This window comes from Zhongshania aliphaticivorans (assembly GCF_902705855.1).
Lineage (GTDB): Bacteria > Pseudomonadota > Gammaproteobacteria > Pseudomonadales > Spongiibacteraceae > Spongiibacter > Spongiibacter aliphaticivorans_B.
This window is the reverse complement of record NZ_CACSIJ010000012.1, coordinates 323823-347317: the sequence shown is the minus strand read 5'-3', so window position 1 is coordinate 347317 and position 23495 is coordinate 323823. Positions and strand designations below refer to the sequence as shown.

Below are 23495 nucleotides of genomic sequence, written 5' to 3'. Positions count from 1 at the left end.
AAGCTATTAGCGCCTGTGGGGCTTGGGCTTATTGTGGTCAATGTCGATTCGTACGAATTCTAGTACAGGAACTTAGCGCCCATCCGGTATTGGAATATCCAATCCCAGCAAATCAATGGCTACTGCCTCGGCAACTTTAATGCCGTCAATACCGGCCGAGAGTATACCGCCAGCATAACCTGCTCCTTCACCTGCTGGATAAAGGCCACGGGTATTTAAGTTTTGATAGTCTTTACCACGTTTAATACAGATGGGTGATGATGTGCGGGTTTCGATGCCGGTGAGAATGGCATCGTTCATGGCAAAGCCTTTGATCTGTTTGTCGAAGGCAGGAATGGCTTCGCGAATGGCTTCATTGGCGAAGTCGGGTAGAGCTTTTGAGAGATCGCCCAGAGACACGCCGGGTTTATATGAAGGCGTTACGCTGGCGAGCTCGGTAGAGGGGGTGTTGCGTAAGTAGTCGCCGACTAGCTGCGCGGGGGCGTCATAGTTTTCACCGCCAAGCTGGTAGGCCAGTGTTTCTAATTTGCGCTGTAAGTCTATGCCCGCTAGCGTGTGTTCTGGGTAGTCTTTTTCTGGCTCTATGCCCACGACAATGGCGGCATTGGCATTGCGTTCATTACGAGAGTATTGCGACATACCATTGGTCACAACGCGACCTTTTTCCGATGTGGCGGCAACTACGGTGCCTCCAGGACACATGCAGAAGCTGTAAACGCTGCGGCCATTTTTACAGTGGTGAACCAATTTATAGTCGGCGGCGCCTAATATTGGGTGGCCGGCGTACTCGCCAAATCGTGCTTTATCGATAACAGACTGTGGGTGCTCAATTCTAAAACCGATGGAAAACGGTTTTGGTTCAATATAAACGCCTTGGTTTAACAGCATTTCAAACGTGTCGCGGGCGCTGTGGCCGATAGCCAGCACCACGTGGCGGGTTGGTAAGTGCTCGCCGGTGCTTAGGGTGAGGCCGGTAACTTGGCCTTGATCGTTATCTGCTGGTTCGCGGTGAACGGTATCGACCTTGGTGTTAAAGCGTATTTCGCCGCCCAAGCGGGTAATCTCGGCGCGGATATTTTCTACCATTTTTACCAGCTTAAAGGTGCCGATATGCGGTTTGCTGACCATTAGAATTTCTTCTGGCGCACCCGCTTTGACGAATTCGGTCATGACTTTACGGCCTAGAAAACGCCGGTCTTTCACTTGGCTGTAGAGCTTGCCGTCGGAGAAGGTGCCTGCGCCGCCTTCTCCATATTGCACATTAGATTCAGTGTTGAGTTTGCGTTCTCGCCACAGCCCCCAGGTGTCTTTGGTGCGTTGTCGCACGTCTTGGCCGCGCTCTAACACTATGGGCTTTAGGCCCATTTGCGCCAGCACTAAGGCTGCTAAAATACCGCAGGGGCCAAAGCCGATAATGACGGGGCGCTGTTGTTCTGCGGTGGGAAAATCGCTGGCGGCTTGGGCAAGGAATTTGTAACTGGTATCTGGGCTTGGGCGAACGATGGCCTGTAATTTTTTGTCAGCGAGTAAGCGCTGTTCTGCCTCCGTGGTGAGGCTTAAATCCAGCATATAAATCAGTAGAATATTGTCTTTTTTACGGGCGTCGTAGCTGCGTTTAAATATTGAGAAGTCGAGTAATTCGGTGTCGGCCAGTGATAGTTTTCCGAGAATCGCGCTGCGTAATTCAGCGTCGCTATGGTTTAGCGGCAGTTTGAGGTCGGTCAGTCTGATCATGGGTGTGATGGCTTCCAGCAGAAATGGCAATCAAGCAGTGGATTTTAGCATGATTGCGTTGTGGGGTTGAAAAGTTACAGCGGTGATTTTGGGTGTGTTTTGCGCATTGCATAACGGGGCAGTTCAATATTGCGGCGGCTAACGGTTTCTAATTGTTCAACAACGAAGCCCTGCCGAGTAAAGAATGCATGGGCACTTAAACTTGCATGTGTACGGAGGGTGTTTGTACCTTCGCGGTAGAGTATCGCTTCCGCCTGTGTGTAGAGGGCACTGGCAATGCCTTGCCGTGAATGGTGAGGGCAGCAGTAAAGTAGATCGATGTAGCCGGTGGCGTCTTCTTTGGTGTAGAAGGATATGAAGCCGGCGATGTGGTGATTTACTTCTGCAATTAATGTGTGTGCGTTAGCTAGGTTTTGCTGCCATGCCCCGTGATCTATTTTGTCTGGTGCCCATGCCGCGTGTTGAGCGTCGCTATAATGTTTTGCGCCGAGCTCGCGGATACTGCGTTGAAATAGCGTTACCACTGCGTTTAATTCAGTTACACGATAGGGGCGAATACTGATGCCTGAACTCACGCTACTAATCCCGCGCTGTAACCCGATGACCACGCCCATTGGAAATTAAAGCCACCGAGCCAGCCCGTAACATCGACGACTTCGCCAATAAAATACAATCCAGCTTGGTTTTTTGCTTCCATTGTTTTGGAGCTAATGCCGGCGGTGTCGACACCACCACGGGTGACTTCTGCGGTGCGGTAGCCCTCAGTACCGGAGGGTCTTAATAACCAGTTATTGAGTTTTTCGCCAATGCTAATAAGTTGTTTGTCGGAAAATTCAGACATCGGTTTTTCGGCTTGATCATGCCACCACAGCCATTGCAGTTCTGCGACTAAGCCTTTAGATAATTTGTGACTTAGCACCGTTCTTAATAGGCTTTTTGCCTGCTCTTTTTTAGCATTTAGCAACCAATCGCCGGCGTCGACGTTCGGAAGTAAGTTAACGGTGATGCTGTCGCCGGGATTCCAGTAATTCGAGACTTGCAGCGCGGCGGGGCCGGAGATACCGCGGTGGGTAAAGAGAATGTTCTCAGTGAAGCTGATTTTGTTTGCGCTCAGCTCGACTTCTAGCGCTAAACCAGCGAGTTTCTCGCAGAGCTGCTTCATCGCATCGCTGAACATAAACGGCACCAAGCCAGCGTGACGCTTGGTAAGTGTCAGTCCAAATTGCCGAGCAATATCGTAGCCAATACCACTGCCGCCGAGGGTGGGAATGGATAGCGCACCGGAGGCAACAACAAAAGAGTGGCAACGCAGCTCAAGATGGCTGCCTTGCTGGTTTACGACAAGTTGGTAGCGAGCGGAGTCCTCGCTTTGCTGGACTTCTGTGATAGAGACTAATTCTGCGTGGGTGCGGATTTCTGCGCCGGCTTTGGCGCATTCGTCCAACAGCATATTGAGTATGTCTTTTGCCGAATTCAGGCAAAACAATTGGCTGTGACGGCGTTCTTCGTAGGGAATCTGGTGGCGCTCTACCATGCCGATGAAATCCCACTGGGTGTAGCGGGTCAGCGCGGCTTTGCTGAAGTGGGGGTTGTTTGAGATGAAATTGTCGGCTTCTACAAAGTGATTGGTGAAATTACAGCGTCCGCCGCCAGACATGAGAATTTTCTTACCCACTTTGTTGGCTTTTTCTAGCACTAGCACGCGACGGCCGCGTTGGGCCGCGGTGAGTGCGCACATCAGGCCAGATGCGCCTGCACCAAGAATGATCACGTCGTATTTATTAAGGCTAGTCGGCACGGTCGGTGTTTCGCTGCGGTGGGCTGATTGAGGTAAAAGGACGCGCAGTATACCGGCAAAACCTATTGCCTTGTATGTGGCCCGCCTGCTCGGTTTGGCAAACTCTAGTATTTGTTTGGCGTGGCGCTATACTGCCGCGGGCATGGTAATAAAATAGAAATATTTTTCTGAATTGGCAGTGTTTGCGTCAGACTGGTGCAAATTTTGCTAGTATTTTGACAATCATTTCAGTTCCTGATTCTCAGTAACCTCAAGTGATACCCATTACTTAATCATTCTATAAGGCGAGGTTTCCTTAATGAGTCGCAATCAAGCGCGTGTTCAAGCTGTTTCTCAAATTGTTAATCGTAAGTCGATAGACGTTACGATGCCTGAACCTCTCAGTAAAATCTGGGCAAGTGATGTATTCAATCTTGCGAAGATGGAGGAGGCGCTGTCTAAAAATGCATTTAAGGCAGTGAAAACTACCGTACAGACTGGTGCTCCGCTTGATTCAGCTACGGCTGACGTTGTTGCTGCGGCTATGAAAGATTGGGCGCTAGGTAAAGGCGTTAAGTTTTTCTCGCATATTTTCTACCCAATGACCAACGCCACTGCTGAGAAGCACGACGGCTTTATCATTACCAATTCAGACGGTAATGCGATTACTGAATTCACCGGTAGCTTGTTAATTAAAGGTGAGCCAGACGGCTCTTCTTTCCCTAACGGCAGCCTGCGTATGACCAACGCTGCGCGTGGTTATACCGCATGGGACCCAACCAGCCCTGCTTACATTATGCACACCGATAACGGTTCAACGCTGATGATTCCTAGCGTTTTCATGAGTTGGACCGGTGAAGCGCTGGATAAGAAAATTCCACTGCTGCGCTCTAACTCTGCAATGAATAAAGCCGGGCAGCGTGTTCTGTCTTTAATGGGCGAAACTGACATTGCTGCGCTGAACTCTAGCTGCGGTGCTGAGCAGGAATATTTCCTGATTGACTCGAACTTCGCCAATAGTCGTCCAGATTTACTGCTAGCGGGGCGTACTTTGTTTGGCGCCCCGCCAGCGAAAGGTCAGCAGTTTGACGACCATTACTTTGCTGCTATTCCGGAGCGTGTTCAGGTCTTCATGCAAGATTTAGAAGACAAATTGTACCGTTTAGGTATTCCAGCTAAGACCCATCACAACGAAGTAGCACCAGGTCAGTTTGAAATCGCGCCCTATTATGAGGCAGCGAATATCGCATCTGATCACCAGCAGCTACTGATGACCCTGCTAAAGCTGACTGCAAAGCGTCATGGCTTTGTATGTTTATTGCACGAAAAACCTTTTGCAGGCGTGAATGGCTCAGGAAAACACGTGAACTGGTCGGTGGGTAACGCAACTCAGGGTAATTTACTGGACCCAGGTAGCACACCCCATGAAAATATTAACTTTATGCTCTTTTGTGGTGCAGTAATTCGTGGCGTGCACCTTTTTGGGCCTCTTTTGCGTGCTGTTATCGCGTCAGCGTCAAATGATCACCGTTTAGGTGCTAACGAAGCGCCTCCAGCTATTTTGTCTGTTTATCTGGGCGACCAGTTAGAGCGCGTATTTAACGACATTAAAGAAGGTAAGCTACTGACCTCTGAAGTGGGTGGCTTTATGGATTCAGGCTTGAGCCAAATCCTTAAATTTGAACGTGATCCTGGCGACCGTAACCGCACGTCACCGTTTGCCTTCACTGGCAACCGTTTTGAATTCCGTGCGGTAGGTTCTTCAGCCTCAGTGTCTGGCCCACTGGTAGCGATGAATACCATGTTGGCTGATTCTTTGAACTGGATTGCTGACAAGCTTGAAACTGAGTTAGCCACTGGCACCAGCAAGCCGGTTGCTGCAGTTAAAGTTTTGAAGGAATTGATGGAAGGTCACAGCAGCGTAATTTTTGGTGGCGACGGCTACTCAGCTGAATGGCACCGCATGGCTGTTGAGGATCGCGGTCTTAAAAATTTGCCGACTTCTGCAGACGCATTGCCAGCTTTCCGCGAAGAGTCTGTTGTTAAGTTGTTCTCTAGCACTGGCGTATTAACCCCCGTCGAGCTAGAAAGCCGCTTTGAGGTTTATTCAGAGCAATACTTGCTGTCTATTGAGGTCGAAGCTAAGTTGGTTGTCGATATGGCGACTACTATGATTTACCCAGCGGCGGTCGAGTACCTATCGCAAATCGCAACGACCGCGTCGTCAATGGCGGCATTGAATATTACTTTAGACAGCGGCATTGCTGCCGCTGTTGCCGGTGAAGCCAACGCGATGATGGCAGCGGTATCAAAACTCAGCGCTGCATTAGAAGTGCATGACTTTGATTCTACTGAAGCGCATATGCAGTACGCTGCAAGCACCTTGCGTAGTTTGATGGTTGAAGTTCGTGGCCACGCTGACACCTTGGAAACTTTGGTTGCAGATGATTTGTGGCCACTGCCGAAATATTCTGAAATGTTATTCATCAAATAATCTGTGCGCAGTCTTTTTCGGCTGCGCTCAACTTTTTGAGATTATATTTTTTGAAATAAAAACGCCCTCCAAAAAGAGGGCGTTTTTATTATGCTATACGGAGCCAAATACAATTGAAACGTGTTGGATCCGATTTTACGGTTAATTAAACTCGCTGCAGTGCACTCTCGATATCCGCCGTTTTGCGGCGGGCAAGCGCTAGATTTGAGTTCTTTTTATCAAGTACGAGATAGATAAAAAGGCCTTCATTGGTTGTGCTTGGACGAATAATATGCAGCTGTGTGTCAAGTGTGATCAAAATATCCTCTATATTGCCGGTGATTCCAAGCGATTTCATTGTTTTCAACTTCGCCTTGACTACTTCACTGTTTCCAGCTGCAGCCATTTCTAAGTCAACCCCAGAGCCGGCGGAACCTAATAGCATTCCGGAGGTGTAGTCGACAACGGCACAACCTATCGCACCGTCGATTTCCATTAAGTTTTTTACCGCGTCATTTAAATTACTCATACTTTTTACTCTCCTGATTAAATTCGTATAGCTATTATTAAATTGTTAATGGTGTAGTTTGTTTTCTAATTACGTTTTACGACGTATATGTCAAGGTTTGAATGCTTTAAGGTTTATGCGACATCGGCTAGATCAATATCTCCAATTTCATTTGCTAATCTGTTAATTAATAAACGCAAATTAGCGATGTTCATATTGCTTTTGGCCGACATGGATAGTACGAAATCCTTGTCGTTCAATTGTAGGGCGACAAAAGCGACATTGCCTTGCTCAGATTCAATAAACGTAATTTTGAAGCTTTTTGATAAAATCTGCTTAGTGACAGCATTGCTTACTGAGTAAAGCGTACTTGCAGCAGCGGCCATGGTTTCGACATCAAATCCTTCATGTAGGCGCGAAAAATGATGGACGGGAAACCCGTCAGTTGTCGCCAGTGAAATAATTTCTATCGCATTATCGTTGTTCGAATAATCATCGAATAAGTCGATAAGTCGTTCACTCAACATATTATTAAACGACATTTAGTTGTGCTCCTTCATACTCGTCTGTGTTATTTATTGCATCGATCATCTGGAGCAGCATGAGAGAGGACTCAATATCTCGCGGATCAACGGGCATGATCGGGGCCGATAGCCCGTGCCCTTGTAAAACGTGTTCTAAAAATTCCAAAAGTACGTCTAACTCGTCGGCAGTCGCGTTTTCGGAATGGCTGACACCGACTATGACCGGGACGTTATCTTTAAGTGGCTGGAAGTGGGTAAGGATATCGTCGATTGCGTCGATATTAACGCCATCACCGTATTTGACTAGAATGACGAGCCCCCACAATGAGGTGTTCACCATATCCCATAGCAACGAAAATCGTTTTTGACCTGGTAAGCCGAAAAGTCCCAGTGCTATATCGGCATCGAGGCTCAAGCGACCATAGTCAATGCCAACGGTTGTGTATTCTTTGCCAATATCGACCGAAGATCTCGCTTCGGTAGCAAACGGGGAGATTTCACTAATAGTGTTAATGAGCTGAGTTTTACCTGCACCTACTTCACCCACTATCGCCAATTTATTATATATCTGATCCATTATTAGCGACTTCCTAAGCTTTAGCTGATGCGATAAAGCGTTTTAGAACACGGCTGAATCTGTCGGCGGTACTGCTGACTGTTTGTGTTGCCGCATTGGTTGCTTTGGGTGGGTTGTTAACAACTCTCAAATTTGGGGTTCCGACGCTAGAGTGCGTTTTTAGCAAACCTAAGCTTTCTAACGCAGATAAGTAATGAGTTAATTTTTCAGTAGAGGAGCAAAGATTCAAGGCTAAAATACGTTCGAAATGTGCGGGTCTTTTCGTGAGATTGGAACAGATACGAATTAGCTCTGGTGTCATCCGTATTTGTGTTGGTCGTGGCCATGCAGAAACGGAAATTACACAATTATCGTATGTTTTTTTGCTAGTGCTATTGACGTCCGTCGGAGCGGCTAACGTTGGCGGTTGAACGTTAGCGCTAAGCTCTGGTTTGCCAAAGAAGCTGTCTAAGCGTGCGTTGTCGTGATTGTTTTTTGCTTGAATTTTGTCTGCTAGGGTTTCTTTAAGTCTTGCGATAAAATCCAAATGTGCGTTAGCTCCAGAGCTAATGATACGGATTTTCCAGCCTGAAAATTCGGCGATATCGTTGTTGCAATTCATTACAACGCTGAAGTCACTAAGACGAGAATCGCGCCCCATACGGTAAATGGCACTTGCGAGGGATTCTGCGTTGCCTTCCATAATTTGCAGGCAGCTGCTACCTGAAACAAGAAATACGCCGGTGATATCGTTTTCTCTGTTGTAAACCCGCGTTGAGTTATAGAGCTCCATGAGTTGTGTGGAAGCGTCTCCCTCATCAGGATGTTGTGTGATCGTGCTTATACACGCAATTCGTTTCATGACTTTCGTTCGCTAGACTATGTGCACCGTGTGTTGCTAAACAGAGTTTTTAAACGAAACAGATAGCTTGTTCGATTAATGTCTTGTCAGCAGCAAACTAGTTATTGGGATATACATCCCCCGTGTGGATAGACTATGTCGGAGTTACATAAATTCTCGTATTCGTATTAGTACGCATTTAGCTGTGATGACTTTAAAAGCGAGATCTACATCACTTTTTGGGGGCACGGAAAGTAGTACGCGACTTTAATAAAGTATAGATAATTGTATGGCGGCTGATGATGGCTGTTGCTAATCTGAGAAGCCGGTTTAGAGGAAGTAATAAGATTATTAAGAGAAAGTGGTAGAGTGGCGGTTATCGTTTTGTGGTTATTGTGTAGTCTAACTCTACTTGGCCGCCTCACATAACGATGTTTTCTAGAAACGGCAAGATGCAGCTTGAAATTCTCTTTGTCGGAGAAGTCGACAATGTCGCCGTTTACTATTCAGCGGTTTAATTGGTATATGAAGGCCGGTGCTTTGGGGAAATATTAATGTGACACATTGAGGATAGTCCTAGTGATATTGGTGGGCCTCAATTGAGTATTTAGTGTCGCAGTTTTAGTAGAAGAGTATTGACGTTCTGTAATTCGCTTAGCTATAGGGTTGAGGATACCTTAAGCAACGCGAAGATATTAATGCCTGAAATACTAGCGAGGAAATGATTGTAGGAGCCCAACCGCCTTCATCGCAGATAGCGCCGGCATATGAGAGGATAGTAGCGAAGTTGCTGATCGTAGATGGTCGGGTTGTATCGAAAGCTTGGGTTTTCACAGTATTGTATTTCCTGATACTTAGTTTTTAGTGAAGTCATGTGGCGGTGCCAGTGAGAGTTGGATCAAATAGAAGAGTTGAATTTCATAAGATTGGAATGAATAACATGGGCGTATAGTATGGATTTTGAAAATTACAAACAGGCTTCTATAGACCTTGCGGAGCAGATACTTGCGGTTTTCTTGCAAACTCAGACCTACGCCCAGCTAGCGTTGGTATTAGTCGTTTTTGGTATAACCTTTTTTATTACCACCTACATTCGTAAGTTTGTTCCTCTCTTTGCCGATGCGCCAGCGAATGCGCCGCTTAAACCGCTGCGTAGGCTTACCGGCAAGCTGGGAGTGCTGATATTCCCCTTGCTTACCATTTTGGTTTTGAGTTTTTCTGTTGAATTGAGTGCGCAGTTCATAGGGGCGTTCTGGCTGGTGAGAACGGCGTTATTTGTCGCCATGATGTTGGTTTTTAGGTCGCTAATTCGTGATTATGTAAAAAATGATTTCATCGCGTTTGTGTTTCGCTGGATTGGCCAGCCATTGCTGTTCTTGCATTTACTGAATGTGCTTGAGCCGATTATTGCCATACTCGAAGACATGAAAATCTCTGTGGGTAATATAGATATTTCAGCTTATGGCGTTGTTCGCGTGGCCTTGTTTGGCTCGCTGCTATTTTGGTTGGGGCGAGTGTCGAATAGCACGGGCCAGGAGATTATTCGACGTCAGGAAAAGCTCGATTTTAGAACCAGGGAAGTGGCCGCAAAATTGTTTGAAGTGGCCATTTTTGTTTTGATTTTCTTGCTACTGTTGCAAGTCATGGGGGTTAATCTCACTGCTTTGGCGGTGTTTGGTGGTGCCTTGGGTGTGGGGCTTGGTTTTGGTTTGCAGGCGATAGCATCCAACTTTATCTCTGGCATTATTATTTTACTCGACCGATCCATTTCCCTAGATGACTACATTGAGCTTGAAGATGGCCGCACCGGATTTGTTCGGGAGCTGACTCTTAGATCGACCACCTTGGAAACCTATGATGGCAAAGACATCATGGTGCCAAATGAAAAGTTCGTAACGGAGAGTTTTACTAACTGGACTCACAAAAATAAAAAGCAACGTTACCGCGTCGATTTTTCGGTAGCTTACGATTCTGATATCCGTCAGTTAGTCGAAATTATCAAAGAAACCGTGGCCTCGCATGCGCAGGTTCTTAGCGGCGAGAGTATTCCGTTTGAAGAACGACCCGATTGCGAAATTGACAGTTTTGGTGATTCTGGCGTGAATATGTTCGTCGAGTTTTGGATGATGGGTATCGATGACGGTAAAAACCGTGTCGGTGGCGATTTGCTCCTGATGATTTTTGAAGCTATGCGTGACAACGGCTTCCAAATCCCCTTCCCTCAGCGCGAGGTGCGGGTGCTCAACGAGAGCATGGGGAAGTAAAGCTACTACTCAATTTTCCCGAATCTGGCTGTTATTTATAGCCAGATTCGCTTAGTTAGCCTGCTTTTATACAGGTGTTCTCGTGTTATAGCTTAAGCGATGACACAATTTCGTAAGACCGTAGGCGTGCCTCGTGGGTGTAAATTTGCGAGGTGATCATCAGTTCATCGGCTTGGGTTTTATCGATAAATTTTTGCATGTCTTCTTGTACTTTATCGGCGGTGCCAATCGCTGAGCAGGACATGATTTGACGAAGCAGCATTTGCTCGCCGCCTGATAGTTGCGCTAGATAGTTATCCGCGGGGGGCTGCAGTTTCCCCGGCTGCCCGCGTCGCAAATTGACGAAAGCACGCTGCATCGAACTCGCTATATAGTGAGCTTGGGCGTCGGTGTCGGCGGCAAACACGTTAAAACCCAACATCACATAAGGCTTATCTAGCTGCGCGGAAGGGCGGAAGCGTTCGCGGTACAGGGCAATCGCAGGCAGCATTTGCTCTGGTGCAAAATGCGATGCAAAGGCGTAGGGCAAGCCAAGTGACGCAGCTAACTGGGCGCCGAATAAGCTGGAGCCTAGAATCCAAAACGGAATATTAAGGCCGCTTCCGGGTACGGCATGAATCTTTTGATCGGGATGCGGTTCACCAAAGTAACCCATTAGTTCTACCACATCGCGTGGGAACTGATCGACGTCGGAATCCATGTTGCGGCGCATGGCGTAGGCGGTGGCTTGATCTGTGCCGGGTGCGCGACCAAGTCCAAGATCGATGCGATTCGGGTATAGGGCCTCTAGGGTGCCAAACTGTTCGGCGATAATGAGGGGCGCGTGATTGGGTAGCATAACGCCGCCGGCTCCAACACGGATAGTCTTGGTACCCCCAGCAATGTGACCGATCACAACAGCGGTAGCGGCACTGGCAATGCCCTGCATATTGTGGTGTTCCGCCAGCCAATAGCGATTAAATCCCCATTTTTCAGCGTGCTGTGCCAGTGATAGGCTGTTCTGTAGGGACGTGCCCGCATCACCATCGGCGGTAATGGGGGAAAGGTCTAGCACTGATAATTTAGCCATGAGTCATCCGTATTTGGTCGCGAGACGGCTAACAAATTATTGCGTTAGCATTTGCCATAATTGACGAAGCTTCTCTTTGCCATCGCTTCTATGGGTTTGGTAGATGACTGGTTTATTGGGGGTGTCTGGCGATAATTCAATACTCCATAGCGCATCCAGCTCATTCGGCAGCAGGGAATAACGAATATCAATAATGCGTTGGGGGTTGTTTGGATCAAGGGCAATATAACCCTTTGAGAACCAACGAAAGCGCTCTAGGTCGGTTGCTTGGCGGCTATCCGCTAGCAGCCACGGTATGTCGCTGAGTATGAGTAGAGGGATGCTATCACCGGGGAAAATCTTGGGCTCGCGACCAACTCGCACTGCGTCTATGTAATACGCAGTATCTGTGCGGTAGACAATTTTCCACAGCAGGATATTTCCGAAAGACGGCTTTGCTTCCAAGCTGCGAACAAGGTGCCCGCGGCTAGCGGCGAGTTCGTGGCCCGCGGCTTCGGCGCGATCGCGCTGCCACCAGCCGAGGGTGGGGTAGGCAAACATCCAAAATAGCGCGAAGGGGGCAGCCCAGCGCCAGTGCTTACGCAGGCTTAGAATGAGCAATCCCGCAATGGGTAGGGTGTATAGGGGGTCGATAATCGACATGATATTCCACGCGACTCGCTCATTGCTAAACGGCCAGTAAAGCTGGGTGCCGTAGGTGGTGCAGGCATCGAGCAGGGCGTGGGTGGCGTAACCCAGCGTGCAAAACAGCACACTTTGTTGCCAGCTAAGGGCGTTCCGCTGGCCTATCAGTTTATGTAAAACCAAGCCGCAGATGAGTCCGCCCAAGGGAATAAAAATAAGCGAGTGGGTGAATTGGCGGTGATACTCTAAAAATAACAAGGGGTCGCTAGTAGAGCGAATGATCACGTCTAAATCAGCGGCCATGCCCGCTAAAAAGCCGAGCAGCACCACGCCACCGCGCTTTGCTACTTTACTGCCGGAATTGCGAACAGCGACTGCGCCGAGTAAGCCTTGGGTAAGAGGATCCATTAACAGCTCTGCATTGGGTGAGAGCAGAGAGTGTATCTGAAATTGAGTATGGGAATCACGTAAAGTGGGGGCGCGTACATGGTCGGCACTGGAGCATTTGGGCTCTAATTACCGACCCTATTTGAGGTGATGATATTAGCTGGGAACCGCTTCTTTACATTGTAAAACGGTAAGTAGGCTGTCTAGATGACGGATGACTTCTTGGCCGCTGCTTGTTAGATAGCCACCGTCGGGTAGGGTAATAAGGTCTTTATCGTAAAGGCGTTGGGTGGCGGCGATAGTGCCCGATTCTGCGGTGTGATGTACCTTAATGCCTTCTAATGCGGAGGCGGGGTTGAATTGGGTGAGTACACGTATTTCGTCAAGAATGTCTTTGGGTAGAGGCATAGCTACAACCTTGTATTGTTATGGATTAAAAGGTGTTGCGAAGAGCATTTGAATGTTTGTTGTAAATTCTGGGTGCTTACGTATCCGTTTGCCCAGCCCGAATACTGTAGCGCGAAATGGGTATTCAGCCAAAGGCATTTTGATTATTTACTTAGCGGCTACATTTTGTCCATTGCAACAGGCCATGCATTACTTGCTACTATCATAAGAATAATAAGGGGAGGCCACGATGTTTACAGAATACCGCGAGTACGACGGGCTGGGTTTGGCGGGCTTGATAAAGGCGGGAGAGGTGACGCCGTCTGAGTTGCTAGAGGCCGCGATTGCGCGTGCTAATGAGATTAACCCAAGTATTAATGCGCTCATTCATCGTTTTGAAGACCGGGCTTATCGACATATTAACGACGGTTTGCCCGACGGCCCATTCACGGGTGTGCCCTTTGTATTAAAGGATTTATTGGCGGCTTTTGCCGGTGAGCCGCTGACAATGGGGAGTCGCGGTATGACGGCGGTGCCAAATTACGACAGTGAGCTAGTGCGTCGTTACAAGGCGAGCGGTGTGAATATCTTTGCCAAAACCAATACCCCAGAGTTTGGCTTAATTATCACCACCGAACCCAAGGCCCATGGCGTTAGTCATAACCCCCATAAGCTTGGTTACAGTACCGGTGGTTCATCGGGTGGCAGCGCAGCGGCAGTGGCGGCGGGCATTGTTCCGATGGCTCACGGTGGCGATGGTGGCGGCTCAATTCGCTTTCCCGCGTCTTGGTGTGGTGTGTTTGGCTTGAAGCCCTCTAGAGGACGCAATCCCCTCGGGCCCGATCAAGGTGAAGACTGGCAGGGCGCTGTCGCGGAACACGTCTTAACGCGCAGTGTGCGTGACAGTGCAGCGATGCTCGATTGCACTAGCGGTCATGAGATCGGTGCACCCTATAATATTGTTTTACCAAGTGGCTCGTTTTTGTCTGCTACCCAGCGTGAACCAAAGCCGCTGCGTATCGCCCTGAGCAGGCGACCGCTGGTAAATACCGAAATACATCCTGACGTAGAAATCGCATTAAACAAAACGGCGCAGCAGTTGCGTGAAATTGGCCATGAGGTGGTTGAGTTTGAGCCGCAGATCAATATCGAGCGATTTTGGCGCGACTTTTTTGTAGTGGTGTGCGGCGAAGTTGCCGCCATGGTTGCTGGATACAAGGCTTTATATGGGGCTGCGTGTGTAAAGCAGTTTGAACCGGCCACTAAAAATATGGCGATGATAGGCCGCTCACTCAGCGCTGCAGATTTTGTTAGTGCAAAAAAAGGGTGGCACGATATTCAATTGGCGATGGGGCGTTTGTTGGAGCATCACGACCTGATGCTTTGTCCGACCATTCCGACGCCAGCCGTTCCGCATGGTCAATTACCCAATAGCAAAATTGAAGAGCTGCTGATGCTTGCCTCTCACCGCTTAAATATCGGGAGATTATTGCTGCGCTCAGGTCTTGTTGAGCAAATGGCTTCGCCGATATTAGAGAAAATGGCATTCACGATGATGGGTAATATAACCGGCCTACCGGGGATGTCGGTGCCTCTGCACAGTAGTAGCGACGGTCTGCCAATTGGCATGCAATTTACCGGACGCATGAATGATGAAGAGACCTTGTTTAGTCTGGCTGCGCAGCTGGAGCGCGAGCTTGGTTTTTCATTGCCGGCGTGATTTTGTTACTGAACTGTGTCTTTAGCGGCAGTTCCAGTTCAGCTCTTATCTGGAGCGGCGAGAAAATCGAGTCTGATTCTCAAGCCGCTTCTTCGTCTCTTCGAGTGTTGCCTGAACGCTTAGCTATTTTCTTTGGCCAACTCTTGCAAAACGCGGCTGTAATTCTCGACTCCTTGGGCTCCGGTTATGAGGTGGCGGTTATTGAAGATCATGGCCGGTACACCTTGAATCCCTTCGTCTAGCCAAACTTTTTCGGCGGCGCGCACGTCTGCGGCAAAGCGCTGATCTTCCAGTACCGCCAGAGCCTCGCTCCGGTCCAGCCCGATTTCAGCAGCCACATCCGCTAGTACGCTGTCGTCAGACAGATTGCGGCCATGGGTGAAGTGGGCTGCAAAGAGTGCCTGCTTCAGATCGTGCGTGCGCTCTTGCTGACTGGCCCAATGTAAAAGCTGATGCACATTAAAGGTGTTGTGCATACGCATGTCGTCGGCAAAGTGAAACTTGAAGTTTACCTCGGCGCCCACCTCGGTCATTCTTACTCGGCTGTCCGCTGATTGCGCCTTGGTCGTACCGTATTTCTCTGCTACATGGTCTTGCAGGTTTTGGCCCTCTGCCGGCATGTTGGGGTTTAGCTCAAAGGGGTGCCAGTGAATTTCGTGTGGGGTGCCGCTTGCCTCGAGCGCTGTTGCTAGCTGCCGGTAGCCGATGACGCACCAAGGGCAGACCACGTCTGACACGATGTCTATCCGCAGTTTGTTTTGAGGGGTGGTCATGGTCTTCTCCTTATGTTGAAACTAAGAGTGTGCTTGGAATCGTGAATTTGGTGTTTGGTATTGGATTTAATTTGCTGATGGCATCACGAGCGCCCCACAAGCTGGTCCGCGAGGTCGATAAGGTCGCGGGCAACAAAGTCTGGCTGAGGTACGTTTTCAGCGATAAGAATATTGTTGTTGGGGCGAGTGATGAACGCACCATAACTACCTGCGGCTTGTGCGCCGATGGTATCCCATAAGTGGCATGCCACAAGACATATCCGATCTAGCTCCACTGCCAATTCCTGTGCGGCATGACGATACGTTGCCGGATGCGGCTTGAACGCATGCACTGCATCGACGCTCAACTGCTGCTCAAAAAATTCGCTGATCCCTGCTTTTTCTAATAGCGTCGGCGATTGCGTGGGCGCAGAGTTTGTTAACGTTGCCAAACGAAATCCAGCAGTCTGCAAGCGTGTTAGCGCCGGTATCACATCAGGGTGCGCCGGCATATTGCCGAGTAGAGATTTAAACTCTGAGACATCGTCGTCGTTGATCGTAATATTGTGATTGCTTCCGACCATACGCAGGACGCCAACGGCTAAGTTTCCAAACGGTTCATATAGGCCCGAGGCGGTCATTGTTTGCGAATACAGAACAAGCTCGGCAAACCAGCTTCTTAGCACCAATGGGTTTTTGAAAACACGCAGGAAAAAAGGTTCGAGGATTGTAATATCGACTAGCGTCTCATTTACGTCGAAAAGAAGTACATCGATGTCGCTGATTTTGTTCATTCTATGTAGACCCCGTTTAAATCTTCATTCGAGTATTGCGGCAATACTTCTGCTTTCGCATAAATGATTGAATGGTAGACAGGCCGATATCTAAGTTATTACCCGTGGCACAGTGATTTTGTTTACAGGCAGTGTGTTAAAAGTACGTTCACATTATGAGCCAGTGCCTTTAGGTAAAGGATTATCTAAAGGCGCTGGTGTTGGAGATTATTTCTTTTCCCATGCGAAGGGCTTAAAGGCTTTATCGACAGGCGTTTTGGCAGCGTGATTGGTATAGTTACTCATGACTTTTTGGCTTAGCCCCAATATAACGTCTAGTACGTTTTGCTGGGTATAACCTGCATCATAAAAGTCTTGTAGTTGCTTTTCTTCAAGCTCGCCACGCTGGCGCACCATAGCTAGGGTAAAGTCGCGTAAGGCCTCAAGTTTAGCGGTAGGCAGTGGTGTTTCATCACGAAGCGCATTGCTGATCTCGTCTGAAACCTTCATAGACTTGGCGATGCCGGTATGTGCCGGTACGCAGTAATGGCAGTCATGCTCAACGTTGATTGCTTGCCATACTACGGTTTTTTCATCGGCGTTAAAGCTGCTGTTAAGAAACAGGCTATGCAAGACTTGGTAGCCCTCAAGTAAGCCTGGCGCTTCGGCCATCACTGCATGTAATCCCGGAATCATACCAAATGATTTCTGCGAGCCTTCTAATAGAGGTTTGGCTGCGTCAGGTGCGCTATTTCTGTCATGTAGAGTAAATGTGCTCATTGATGGAATCCTTTTTTGAGTGATCGTTCAAGTTTGTGTTTAATCGTAGTTGCACCATGGGTCGCAGTCAAGATAAAATTGAACGATCATTCAAAATCAAAAGCGGTCGACTGCACAGCGGCCTTTATCAGAGATACGCCGATGGCTCGCACTGCTAGCTTTAATCGCCAAATTGCCCTTGATAGTGCCGTTGAACTGTTCTGGTCCAGAGGTTATTACGCCACTTCGATGAAGCATATTGAAAATGCTTTAGACATGCGTCCTGGGAGCCTTTATGCCACCTTTGGTAGCAAAAGCGGCCTATTTTCTGAAGCACTGGATGCGTACGCCGCCCGGGCTGGCGAAGACTTTGATCGGATAGCCGAAGGATCGCCGAGCGTAATTGACGGTTTGAAGCGATATCTACGTTCATTTGCCCAGCCCTGTAGTGACGCCGCGCAAGCACCTGCACAAGCCTGCATGCTGATTAAGACCTTGCTGGAGGTTAATGCCGAAGACGCTGCATTACGGTCTCAGGTCGACGTAATACTCGCGACCATAGAACACAAACTCTGCGAAGCGCTGGAGCAGGCCAAGGCGGCGGGGGAGTTACGTGGGGATGTTGAGTGCGCGAGGTTGGCCCGCTTGCTACAAACGCAGATTATTGGCTTGCGGGCATTTGCCGAGCGCAATGTACCCAGCGAACAGATTGCAGCCCTTGCCGACGACATGGCGAGCATGCTCGACGCCTACCAAGCTAATTGAGCCGAGACCCGGCGATGGCTTGTTTTTGCTTACGAACTGTTATGGTTGGTATTGAATGAAATCAACTTTATGTAAATAAAATTAGAGATTTAGATTTTCTGAAACTAGGTATTTAAATCAACGCTGTATAGCATTCGCAGTCTGTGACTTGCCCTGCCTACAATACTAATGGTCGTGCTAGCTCGGAAGATACAAGACTATTAACGCGGCGCAGCACACTATTCCCCAAGCCTCACATATAAGGCGCAGACCCACGGGGGCGTGATTCACTTCCATAAAGTGCATAATCACAAGGCGGGTTTTGAAAAACGCGATTAATAGCATTGCCGCCGGAATATTGAGTGCGGCGTCGCTGCCCATATACCACGACAATGTTGTCGCTAATGCTAACAGCGCCCAAATAGCAGTGTTGGTTTGTAAGAATATTGATTTCATATTATTTAATTAGATAGAGAATTGAAAACAGAACGATCCACAATAGATCAACCATATGCCAGTATGTTGCGCCGCCTTCTAGTAAAGGTAGATCTTCAGATAAAGGCTTATTTTTACCTAAGCGCACAATCAAGTATGCCAATACGCACAGACCAATAATTAAATGCAGGAAATGAATGCCTGTGAAAATGTAGTAGTACATGAAGAAATCATTGGTGGTTAATGTAATGCCATGATTTATTTTTTCACCGTATTCAAAGAACTTGACGACCCCAAAACCGAAGCCACAGAGCCATGCTAAAGATAAGCAGGCCCGAGACATCGACCTAAGGTTCTTGCGAACAGCACTCATACCAATAACAACAAACCACGAACTGGTCAGCAGTAAAACGGTATTTAGGGCTCCCCAATTCTGATTGAGTTTAAGCTGAGACTGTTGGAACAGGGCGAGATCTAAGCTGCGATAGTAGGCAAAGGTGACAAAAAACAAGCCAAAGATAAACATATCGCCAAGTACAAATACCCATATACCTGTCTCTCCAGGTATATGTTTTTCTTTAACACTCTTGTTCACGCATCATTCCTATTTACGAGTATTTATTCGATATTGGGTGTGGAATCGTTTAGGGCTGGATTTTGAGCACCATATTATTTTCTAAGCATAAGCTAGCACATACTGAATGGTATGTGGCAGCCTGAAAAGCAATAAATAAATGCGCTTTTAGGCTGGGGCTGTACATATTTAGAGCAAATCTAGGGGGGGCGGGGCTTTAGCGAGTATAAATATCAATATGAAAATTGTTTAACATTACTTAATCGCTGGGGTACTGCGGTTCACCATGACCGCAGTACCCGTGTATAGCTAGAATCTGGAGTTAGCCGAGTAAGCTCGGCTTACTCGGGATGCTCCTCAAGCTCGTCATTGGGGCGTGGAGAGCTAATAGACTCAGGGTCGATTACTTTGTCTATTTCGTTGGGAGAACTGTCTTTATCTTTGTCAGATTTAGGCTGGTCTACCAATTGCGATGCATTGCGGGCAGCGTCTTGTACCGCCTTACGAGCAGCGGCGCTAACCTCGGCGGGGTCGTTGCTGGTTTTGGCAGCGGTTTGTGCAGCCTCTCGCGCAACTTCCTTCATGTTCTCGGCTACGGGCTCTAGGGCTTCTGCAACCACGCTGTCTGCAACTTTGTCAGCGGCGACTTTCTTCTCATCAGCAGCAATACCAACATGATAGGCGGCAAAGCCCGGCATAACCATTTGGTTTAATGCGAGGCCAATTATTTGACCGTCTACATTGGTTCTGATGACCGAGCTGCGGTTGGTGATGGGGTCGGTGACGGTGCCCAGAATGTCGCCTTTTTTTACGTTTTGGCCAAGCTTCGCTTCGGTAAGAAAAACACCGCTTTGATCGGCGCGCAGCCATGTCGATTTGTAAAACACGTTTTGCTTGGGCGCGCGGCTGGGCTTTTGGCCGATCATATTCATGTGGTACATCACCGCTTTAATGCCGTTGACGCTTTGTACGACTTCTTTAAGTTGCAGTCGTAGTGGCTCACCTGCTTCCAGCGTTACCGCTGGAATTCCGGCGTCTACAGCGGCGCGGCGCAATGTGCCTGGTGCGCCAGCACCGTCTAACACGGTAACGTCATGAAACATTTTACTGAACTGCATTACGCTTTCTTTGCCGAGGTTGCCACGTAACTGGGTAAGGTTGGTACGGTGAAATGAGCCGGTGTGGATGTCGATCAAGCGGTCACAATGGGTGATGATTTCATTAAAAAAACTGTGGGCGATACGGCCGGCGGAGCTGCCCTTAGGGTCGCCAGGAAAATAGCGATTGAGGTCGCGACGGTCTGGCAGATACCGCGAGGTGCGACGAAAGCCGTGCATATTAACGATGGGTACACCAATGACCACGCCATTGAGTTTGTCGCTCTCTAAACTGAACATTACGCGGCGTATGGCTTCTACGCCGTTGAGCTCGTCACCGTGCACGGCTGCAGTTAAACACAGAGTTGGGCCAGGATTATTACCCGCCGCAACCAGAATAGGGGTCGGCATGGCTAAGCCGGCGATAGCTTGGCCCGCGGTCCAATACAGGCGTTCAAAGCTGCCCCGTAAAATATCTTGTCCTAACAAGGTGAAGGCGACTTCTGGCGAGGCTTGGTTTTCTGCGCTTTTATCAAAGTCACTGTTTAAAGAGGTGTTTCTGCGTTTATTTGAGGTAAAGGTGGTCCCTTCCTCCTTCGTCAATTCACTGACAGTGGTGGAGTTCAGTTCGCGGGACTCGTCGAGTGTTTTTGGCGATTGTTCGTTCGCCACTGCGAGTTGAGTTAGCAGTGGAAGGACGAGTGCTATGCAAAAAATAAAGATGCTTCGCATGATACAGCGGATTACTCCGTTAATTGTGGTGAGCAAGCCGTTGGCTTGCTGGTTTGTTGTTACCTGTCATATCCATCAGGTCACAGCTGTGGGTTAAATTGTATACAAAATCGCCAATAGAAACGTCTGTAAATTGCGCTTTGCTTCAATTCCCTTGTTGTGGCCCTCCCGGAGTTTGACGTTAACAATGGCCTAAGTTCATTTACTAGGCTTGGCATTTTTACCGAGTTTGGACTGTATTACGGAGAAAAATCCCGTCTGGATGGTGAAAAGAGCCAAGAAGTCTGGCTCATGTCCGACTATAATTGCCGCATAGATTGCGCGGCTGCGGTTAGCTGGCGACGAATAATGATGATTGCGGGAGTTTTTCATGGCTAAAGATCGGCTGATTATTTTTGATACCACCCTTCGTGACGGCGAGCAGAGCCCTGGCGCCTCGATGACCCGTGACGAGAAAGTGCGGATAGCAAAAATGCTCGAAAAAATGGGTGTAGACGTCATTGAGGCGGGGTTTGCGATAGCCAGCGTTGGTGATTTTGAGTCGGTAAAAGCGGTGGCTGAGGCGGTTAGGGGCAGCACAATTTGCAGCCTAGCGCGTACCGGTGCAGAAGATATCGACCGCGCAGCAGAGGCTTTGCGCCCAGCGGAATCCGGTCGTATTCATACCTTTATAGCTACGTCGCCGATTCACATGGAATACAAATTGCGGATGGCCCCTGACAATGTGGTTGAGCGCGCAGTGGCGGCGGTAAAGCACGCACGTAATTTAATTGGCGATGTTGAGTTTTCCTGCGAAGACGCGTCGCGCTCTGAATACGACTTCCTATGCCGCATCATTGAGCAGGTTATCGACGCCGGCGCGCGCACTATTAACCTGCCCGATACCGTCGGTTACGGTGAACCTGGTGAATACGGTGCGATGGTTGCGCGTTTGATGAATTCAATTCCGAACGCGGACAAAGCCATCTTCTCGGTGCATTGCCATAATGATTTAGGGCTTGCCGTGGCGAACTCGCTGTCGGCGGTTATGCACGGTGCGCGACAAGTGGAATGTACCATTAACGGCTTGGGCGAGCGTGCGGGTAATGCTTCGCTCGAAGAGCTGGTGATGGCGGTGCGCACCCGCGCAGATATATTCCCAGTTGAAGTCAGTGTAGATGCTACGCAAATTGTTCCCACCTCACGCCTAGTATCGTCGATTACTGGATTCCCAGTTCAGCCTAATAAGGCCATTGTGGGGGCGAATGCTTTTGCACATGAATCGGGTATTCATCAGGACGGTGTTTTAAAGCACCGCGAAACTTACGAAATTATGCGCGCCGAAGATGTAGGCTGGAATGCGAACAAATTGGTGTTGGGTAAGCATTCTGGTCGTGCTGCATTCAAAGCGAGGCTTGGGGAGCTGGGTATTACCTTAGATAACCAGGCAGCCTTGAATTTGGCATTTACCCGTTTTAAAGAGCTGGCAGATAAAAAACACGAAATCTTTGATGAAGATTTACAAGCGTTAATGAGTGAGGTGCAGCCTGCTGAGCGGGAGTTGCGATATAGCTTTGCTGGTTTAGAAGCGATATCACGCACTGGTTCTAAGCCCCACGCCAATATAGAGCTCGTTATCGATGGCGAAACGCAACAGGCGTCTGCTGACGGCGATGGCCCCGTAGACGCGGCGTTTAAGGCTGTGGAAAGCCTTGTGAGCAGCGGAGCGAATCTTCAGCTGTATTCTGTAAATGCCATTACCAGCGGCACGGATTCCCAAGGCGAAGTTCAGGTGCGTCTAGAAAAAAACGGCACCATTGTGAATGGCAACGGCGCTGATACCGACATTATTGTGGCCTCGGTTAAGGCCTATCTTGATGCATTGAATCTGTTAGAAGCCGGCGTGTTAAAAGCGCATCCGCAGCGGGGCGTGTAAGTGAACGAAGCACTGCGCTTAGATTATTTGCAGGCGATGGGCGTAGACAGCTACGTGCCTCGTTTTGTACTAGACGGTGCGGCCGCGTCGCCACTGTGCGAGATGGAGTTTTTGTCAGCGGAGTACGACGAAGCCGAATCGGGCACGGCAGAGCGCTATGACAGCGATAGCGACGGGAATGAAACCTACGATATTGAAAGTGAATACCAAAGTCTAAGCGGGCAGCGAGACAGTCAAAACGCTGCTGCGCGACTAGCGCTGGAAAAGGGCCAGAGTCGGTCGCGTATTGCGTCTGAGCTCGAAGGTTTAAACTTAGATGGTAAGTCGCAGGCGCGACCCGCACCGTTAAGAAAAGATGATCCAGATGCCGTGGCAAACGGGGCGCAAGCTAATCCGGCCTTTAATGTCGATTTGGTTGGCACCGGTATCGGGGTGCTATTTGTTGCGGACACCAGCGCCAAACCGCTTAATCCGGCTGAAAAGCGCTTACTGGCGAATATTGCGCTTGCCATTAAAACCCACCGTAAACTCGATACAGCGCCGACGTTTTCTAGCGCTAAATTTCAGTGGCCAGTGCTTAAAACCTCGGGGTTTGCGCAGGGTGAAAATGCGGCTAAAGATGCCTTGCTAGGTAATGTAATGGCCCATGCGGAGCGTCAAAATGCGCAATGCGTGATTGTGTTTGGCGATGAAATAAAAGCGTATTTCGATCAGACCATCTTGTTGTCGGCCGGTTTGGCCGCGATATTTAGCGCCGCGCCCGCAGCAATGCTGGAGGATGGCGGTTTAAAAGCCTCACTTTGGCAGCAGTTGCGCAGCCATTCGTTTATAAGCCAAGGTGCCGAATAAC

The 23495-nt window shown here is 48.8% G+C and carries 22 protein-coding genes; 6 read left to right on the top strand and 16 right to left on the bottom strand.

All coding sequences use genetic code 11. The features are described from left to right. Positions 1 to 72 precede the first annotated feature (72 nt). The 3 genes from GVJ32_RS08590 to GVJ32_RS08580 form a co-directional block, all read right to left on the bottom strand. A complete protein-coding gene (locus GVJ32_RS08590) occupies positions 73 to 1734 on the bottom strand; it encodes an NAD(P)/FAD-dependent oxidoreductase (RefSeq protein WP_159239641.1) in 1662 nt (553 codons plus the stop codon). 74 nt (positions 1735 to 1808) lie between these two features. Beyond that, the gene (locus GVJ32_RS08585; RefSeq protein ID WP_159239640.1) at positions 1809 to 2309 is read right to left on the bottom strand and encodes a GNAT family N-acetyltransferase; all 501 of its coding nucleotides are present in this window, start codon (positions 2307 to 2309) and stop codon (positions 1809 to 1811) included. Beyond that, positions 2306 to 3472, bottom strand: coding sequence for an NAD(P)/FAD-dependent oxidoreductase (locus tag GVJ32_RS08580; protein WP_159239844.1), 1167 nt, complete (start codon positions 3470 to 3472; stop codon positions 2306 to 2308). Before GVJ32_RS08580 ends, GVJ32_RS08585 begins: the two co-directional genes overlap by 4 nt. A gap of 358 nt (positions 3473 to 3830) precedes the next feature. On the opposite strand from GVJ32_RS08580, the gene GVJ32_RS08575 reads away from it, so the two are divergent. After that, positions 3831 to 6005: a glutamine synthetase III family protein gene (locus GVJ32_RS08575; protein WP_159239639.1), complete on the top strand. Its 2175-nt coding sequence runs from the start codon at positions 3831 to 3833 to the stop codon at positions 6003 to 6005. A gap of 145 nt (positions 6006 to 6150) precedes the next feature. On the opposite strand, the gene GVJ32_RS08570 is transcribed toward GVJ32_RS08575, so the two are convergent. The 4 genes from GVJ32_RS08570 to GVJ32_RS08555 all read right to left on the bottom strand — a co-directional run bounded on the left by GVJ32_RS08570 (position 6151) and on the right by GVJ32_RS08555 (position 8434). Continuing rightward, positions 6151 to 6513 carry a hypothetical protein gene (locus tag GVJ32_RS08570; RefSeq protein WP_159239638.1) on the bottom strand — a complete coding sequence of 121 codons (363 nt, stop codon included), beginning with the start codon at positions 6511 to 6513 and terminating at the stop codon, positions 6151 to 6153. Positions 6514 to 6626: 113 nt separating this feature from the next. Beyond that, positions 6627 to 7034, bottom strand: coding sequence for a roadblock/LC7 domain-containing protein (locus GVJ32_RS08565; RefSeq protein WP_159239637.1), 408 nt, complete (start codon positions 7032 to 7034; stop codon positions 6627 to 6629). After that, a complete protein-coding gene (locus GVJ32_RS08560) occupies positions 7024 to 7593 on the bottom strand; it encodes a GTP-binding protein (protein WP_159239636.1) in 570 nt (189 codons plus the stop codon). Before GVJ32_RS08560 ends, GVJ32_RS08565 begins: the two co-directional genes overlap by 11 nt. A 13-nt stretch (positions 7594 to 7606) precedes the next feature. Continuing rightward, a complete protein-coding gene (locus GVJ32_RS08555; RefSeq protein WP_159239635.1) occupies positions 7607 to 8434 on the bottom strand; it encodes a BLUF domain-containing protein in 828 nt (275 codons plus the stop codon). Positions 8435 to 9366: 932 nt separating this feature from the next. Here GVJ32_RS08555 and GVJ32_RS08550 point away from each other — a divergent pair. After that, the gene (locus GVJ32_RS08550) at positions 9367 to 10677 is read left to right on the top strand and encodes a mechanosensitive ion channel family protein (protein WP_159239634.1); all 1311 of its coding nucleotides are present in this window, start codon (positions 9367 to 9369) and stop codon (positions 10675 to 10677) included. Between the two features lie 85 nt (positions 10678 to 10762). On the opposite strand, the gene GVJ32_RS08545 is transcribed toward GVJ32_RS08550, so the two are convergent. The 3 genes from GVJ32_RS08545 to GVJ32_RS08535 form a co-directional block, all read right to left on the bottom strand. Further along, positions 10763 to 11746 carry an LLM class flavin-dependent oxidoreductase gene (locus GVJ32_RS08545; RefSeq protein ID WP_159239633.1) on the bottom strand — a complete coding sequence of 328 codons (984 nt, stop codon included), beginning with the start codon at positions 11744 to 11746 and terminating at the stop codon, positions 10763 to 10765. Between the two features lie 36 nt (positions 11747 to 11782). Further along, positions 11783 to 12778, bottom strand: coding sequence for a metal-dependent hydrolase (locus tag GVJ32_RS08540; protein ID WP_159239632.1), 996 nt, complete (start codon positions 12776 to 12778; stop codon positions 11783 to 11785). Positions 12779 to 12913: 135 nt separating this feature from the next. Then, positions 12914 to 13165 (bottom strand): TIGR02647 family protein, encoded by a 252-nt coding sequence (locus GVJ32_RS08535; protein ID WP_159239631.1) that lies wholly within the window; start codon positions 13163 to 13165, stop codon positions 12914 to 12916. Positions 13166 to 13394: 229 nt separating this feature from the next. Here GVJ32_RS08535 and GVJ32_RS08530 point away from each other — a divergent pair, with 229 nt between their 5' ends. Beyond that, the gene (locus tag GVJ32_RS08530) at positions 13395 to 14864 is read left to right on the top strand and encodes an amidase (protein WP_159239630.1); all 1470 of its coding nucleotides are present in this window, start codon (positions 13395 to 13397) and stop codon (positions 14862 to 14864) included. Positions 14865 to 14983: 119 nt separating this feature from the next. Here the strand turns inward: GVJ32_RS08530 and GVJ32_RS08525 are convergent, their stop codons facing one another. From GVJ32_RS08525 to GVJ32_RS08515, 3 genes are all read right to left on the bottom strand, one after another. After that, positions 14984 to 15637, bottom strand: coding sequence for a DsbA family oxidoreductase (locus tag GVJ32_RS08525; RefSeq protein ID WP_159239629.1), 654 nt, complete (start codon positions 15635 to 15637; stop codon positions 14984 to 14986). An 83-nt stretch (positions 15638 to 15720) separates the two neighbouring features. Continuing rightward, positions 15721 to 16410 (bottom strand): haloacid dehalogenase type II, encoded by a 690-nt coding sequence (locus GVJ32_RS08520; protein WP_159239628.1) that lies wholly within the window; start codon positions 16408 to 16410, stop codon positions 15721 to 15723. 207 nt (positions 16411 to 16617) lie between these two features. Beyond that, positions 16618 to 17169, bottom strand: coding sequence for a carboxymuconolactone decarboxylase family protein (locus GVJ32_RS08515; RefSeq protein ID WP_159239627.1), 552 nt, complete (start codon positions 17167 to 17169; stop codon positions 16618 to 16620). A 15-nt stretch (positions 17170 to 17184) separates the two neighbouring features. On the opposite strand from GVJ32_RS08515, the gene GVJ32_RS08510 reads away from it, so the two are divergent. Beyond that, positions 17185 to 17913 (top strand): TetR/AcrR family transcriptional regulator, encoded by a 729-nt coding sequence (locus tag GVJ32_RS08510; RefSeq protein WP_235035094.1) that lies wholly within the window; start codon positions 17185 to 17187, stop codon positions 17911 to 17913. Between the two features lie 177 nt (positions 17914 to 18090). On the opposite strand, the gene GVJ32_RS08505 is transcribed toward GVJ32_RS08510, so the two are convergent. From GVJ32_RS08505 to GVJ32_RS08495, 3 genes are all read right to left on the bottom strand, one after another. Then, the gene (locus tag GVJ32_RS08505) at positions 18091 to 18348 is read right to left on the bottom strand and encodes a cytochrome C oxidase subunit IV family protein (RefSeq protein WP_159239625.1); all 258 of its coding nucleotides are present in this window, start codon (positions 18346 to 18348) and stop codon (positions 18091 to 18093) included. 1 nt (position 18349) lies between these two features. Further along, positions 18350 to 18922 (bottom strand): cytochrome c oxidase subunit 3 family protein, encoded by a 573-nt coding sequence (locus GVJ32_RS08500; protein ID WP_200841376.1) that lies wholly within the window; start codon positions 18920 to 18922, stop codon positions 18350 to 18352. A 320-nt stretch (positions 18923 to 19242) separates the two neighbouring features. After that, positions 19243 to 20670, bottom strand: a complete 1428-nt coding sequence (locus GVJ32_RS08495; protein WP_235035093.1) for a succinylglutamate desuccinylase/aspartoacylase family protein — start codon at positions 20668 to 20670, stop codon at positions 19243 to 19245. 430 nt (positions 20671 to 21100) lie between these two features. On the opposite strand from GVJ32_RS08495, the gene GVJ32_RS08490 reads away from it, so the two are divergent. Both GVJ32_RS08490 and GVJ32_RS08485 read left to right on the top strand, forming a co-directional pair. After that, positions 21101 to 22645, top strand: a complete 1545-nt coding sequence (locus tag GVJ32_RS08490) for a 2-isopropylmalate synthase (protein ID WP_159239623.1) — start codon at positions 21101 to 21103, stop codon at positions 22643 to 22645. Then, positions 22646 to 23494, top strand: coding sequence for a hypothetical protein (locus GVJ32_RS08485; protein ID WP_159239622.1), 849 nt, complete (start codon positions 22646 to 22648; stop codon positions 23492 to 23494). It begins immediately after the preceding gene. Position 23495 lies beyond the last annotated feature (1 nt).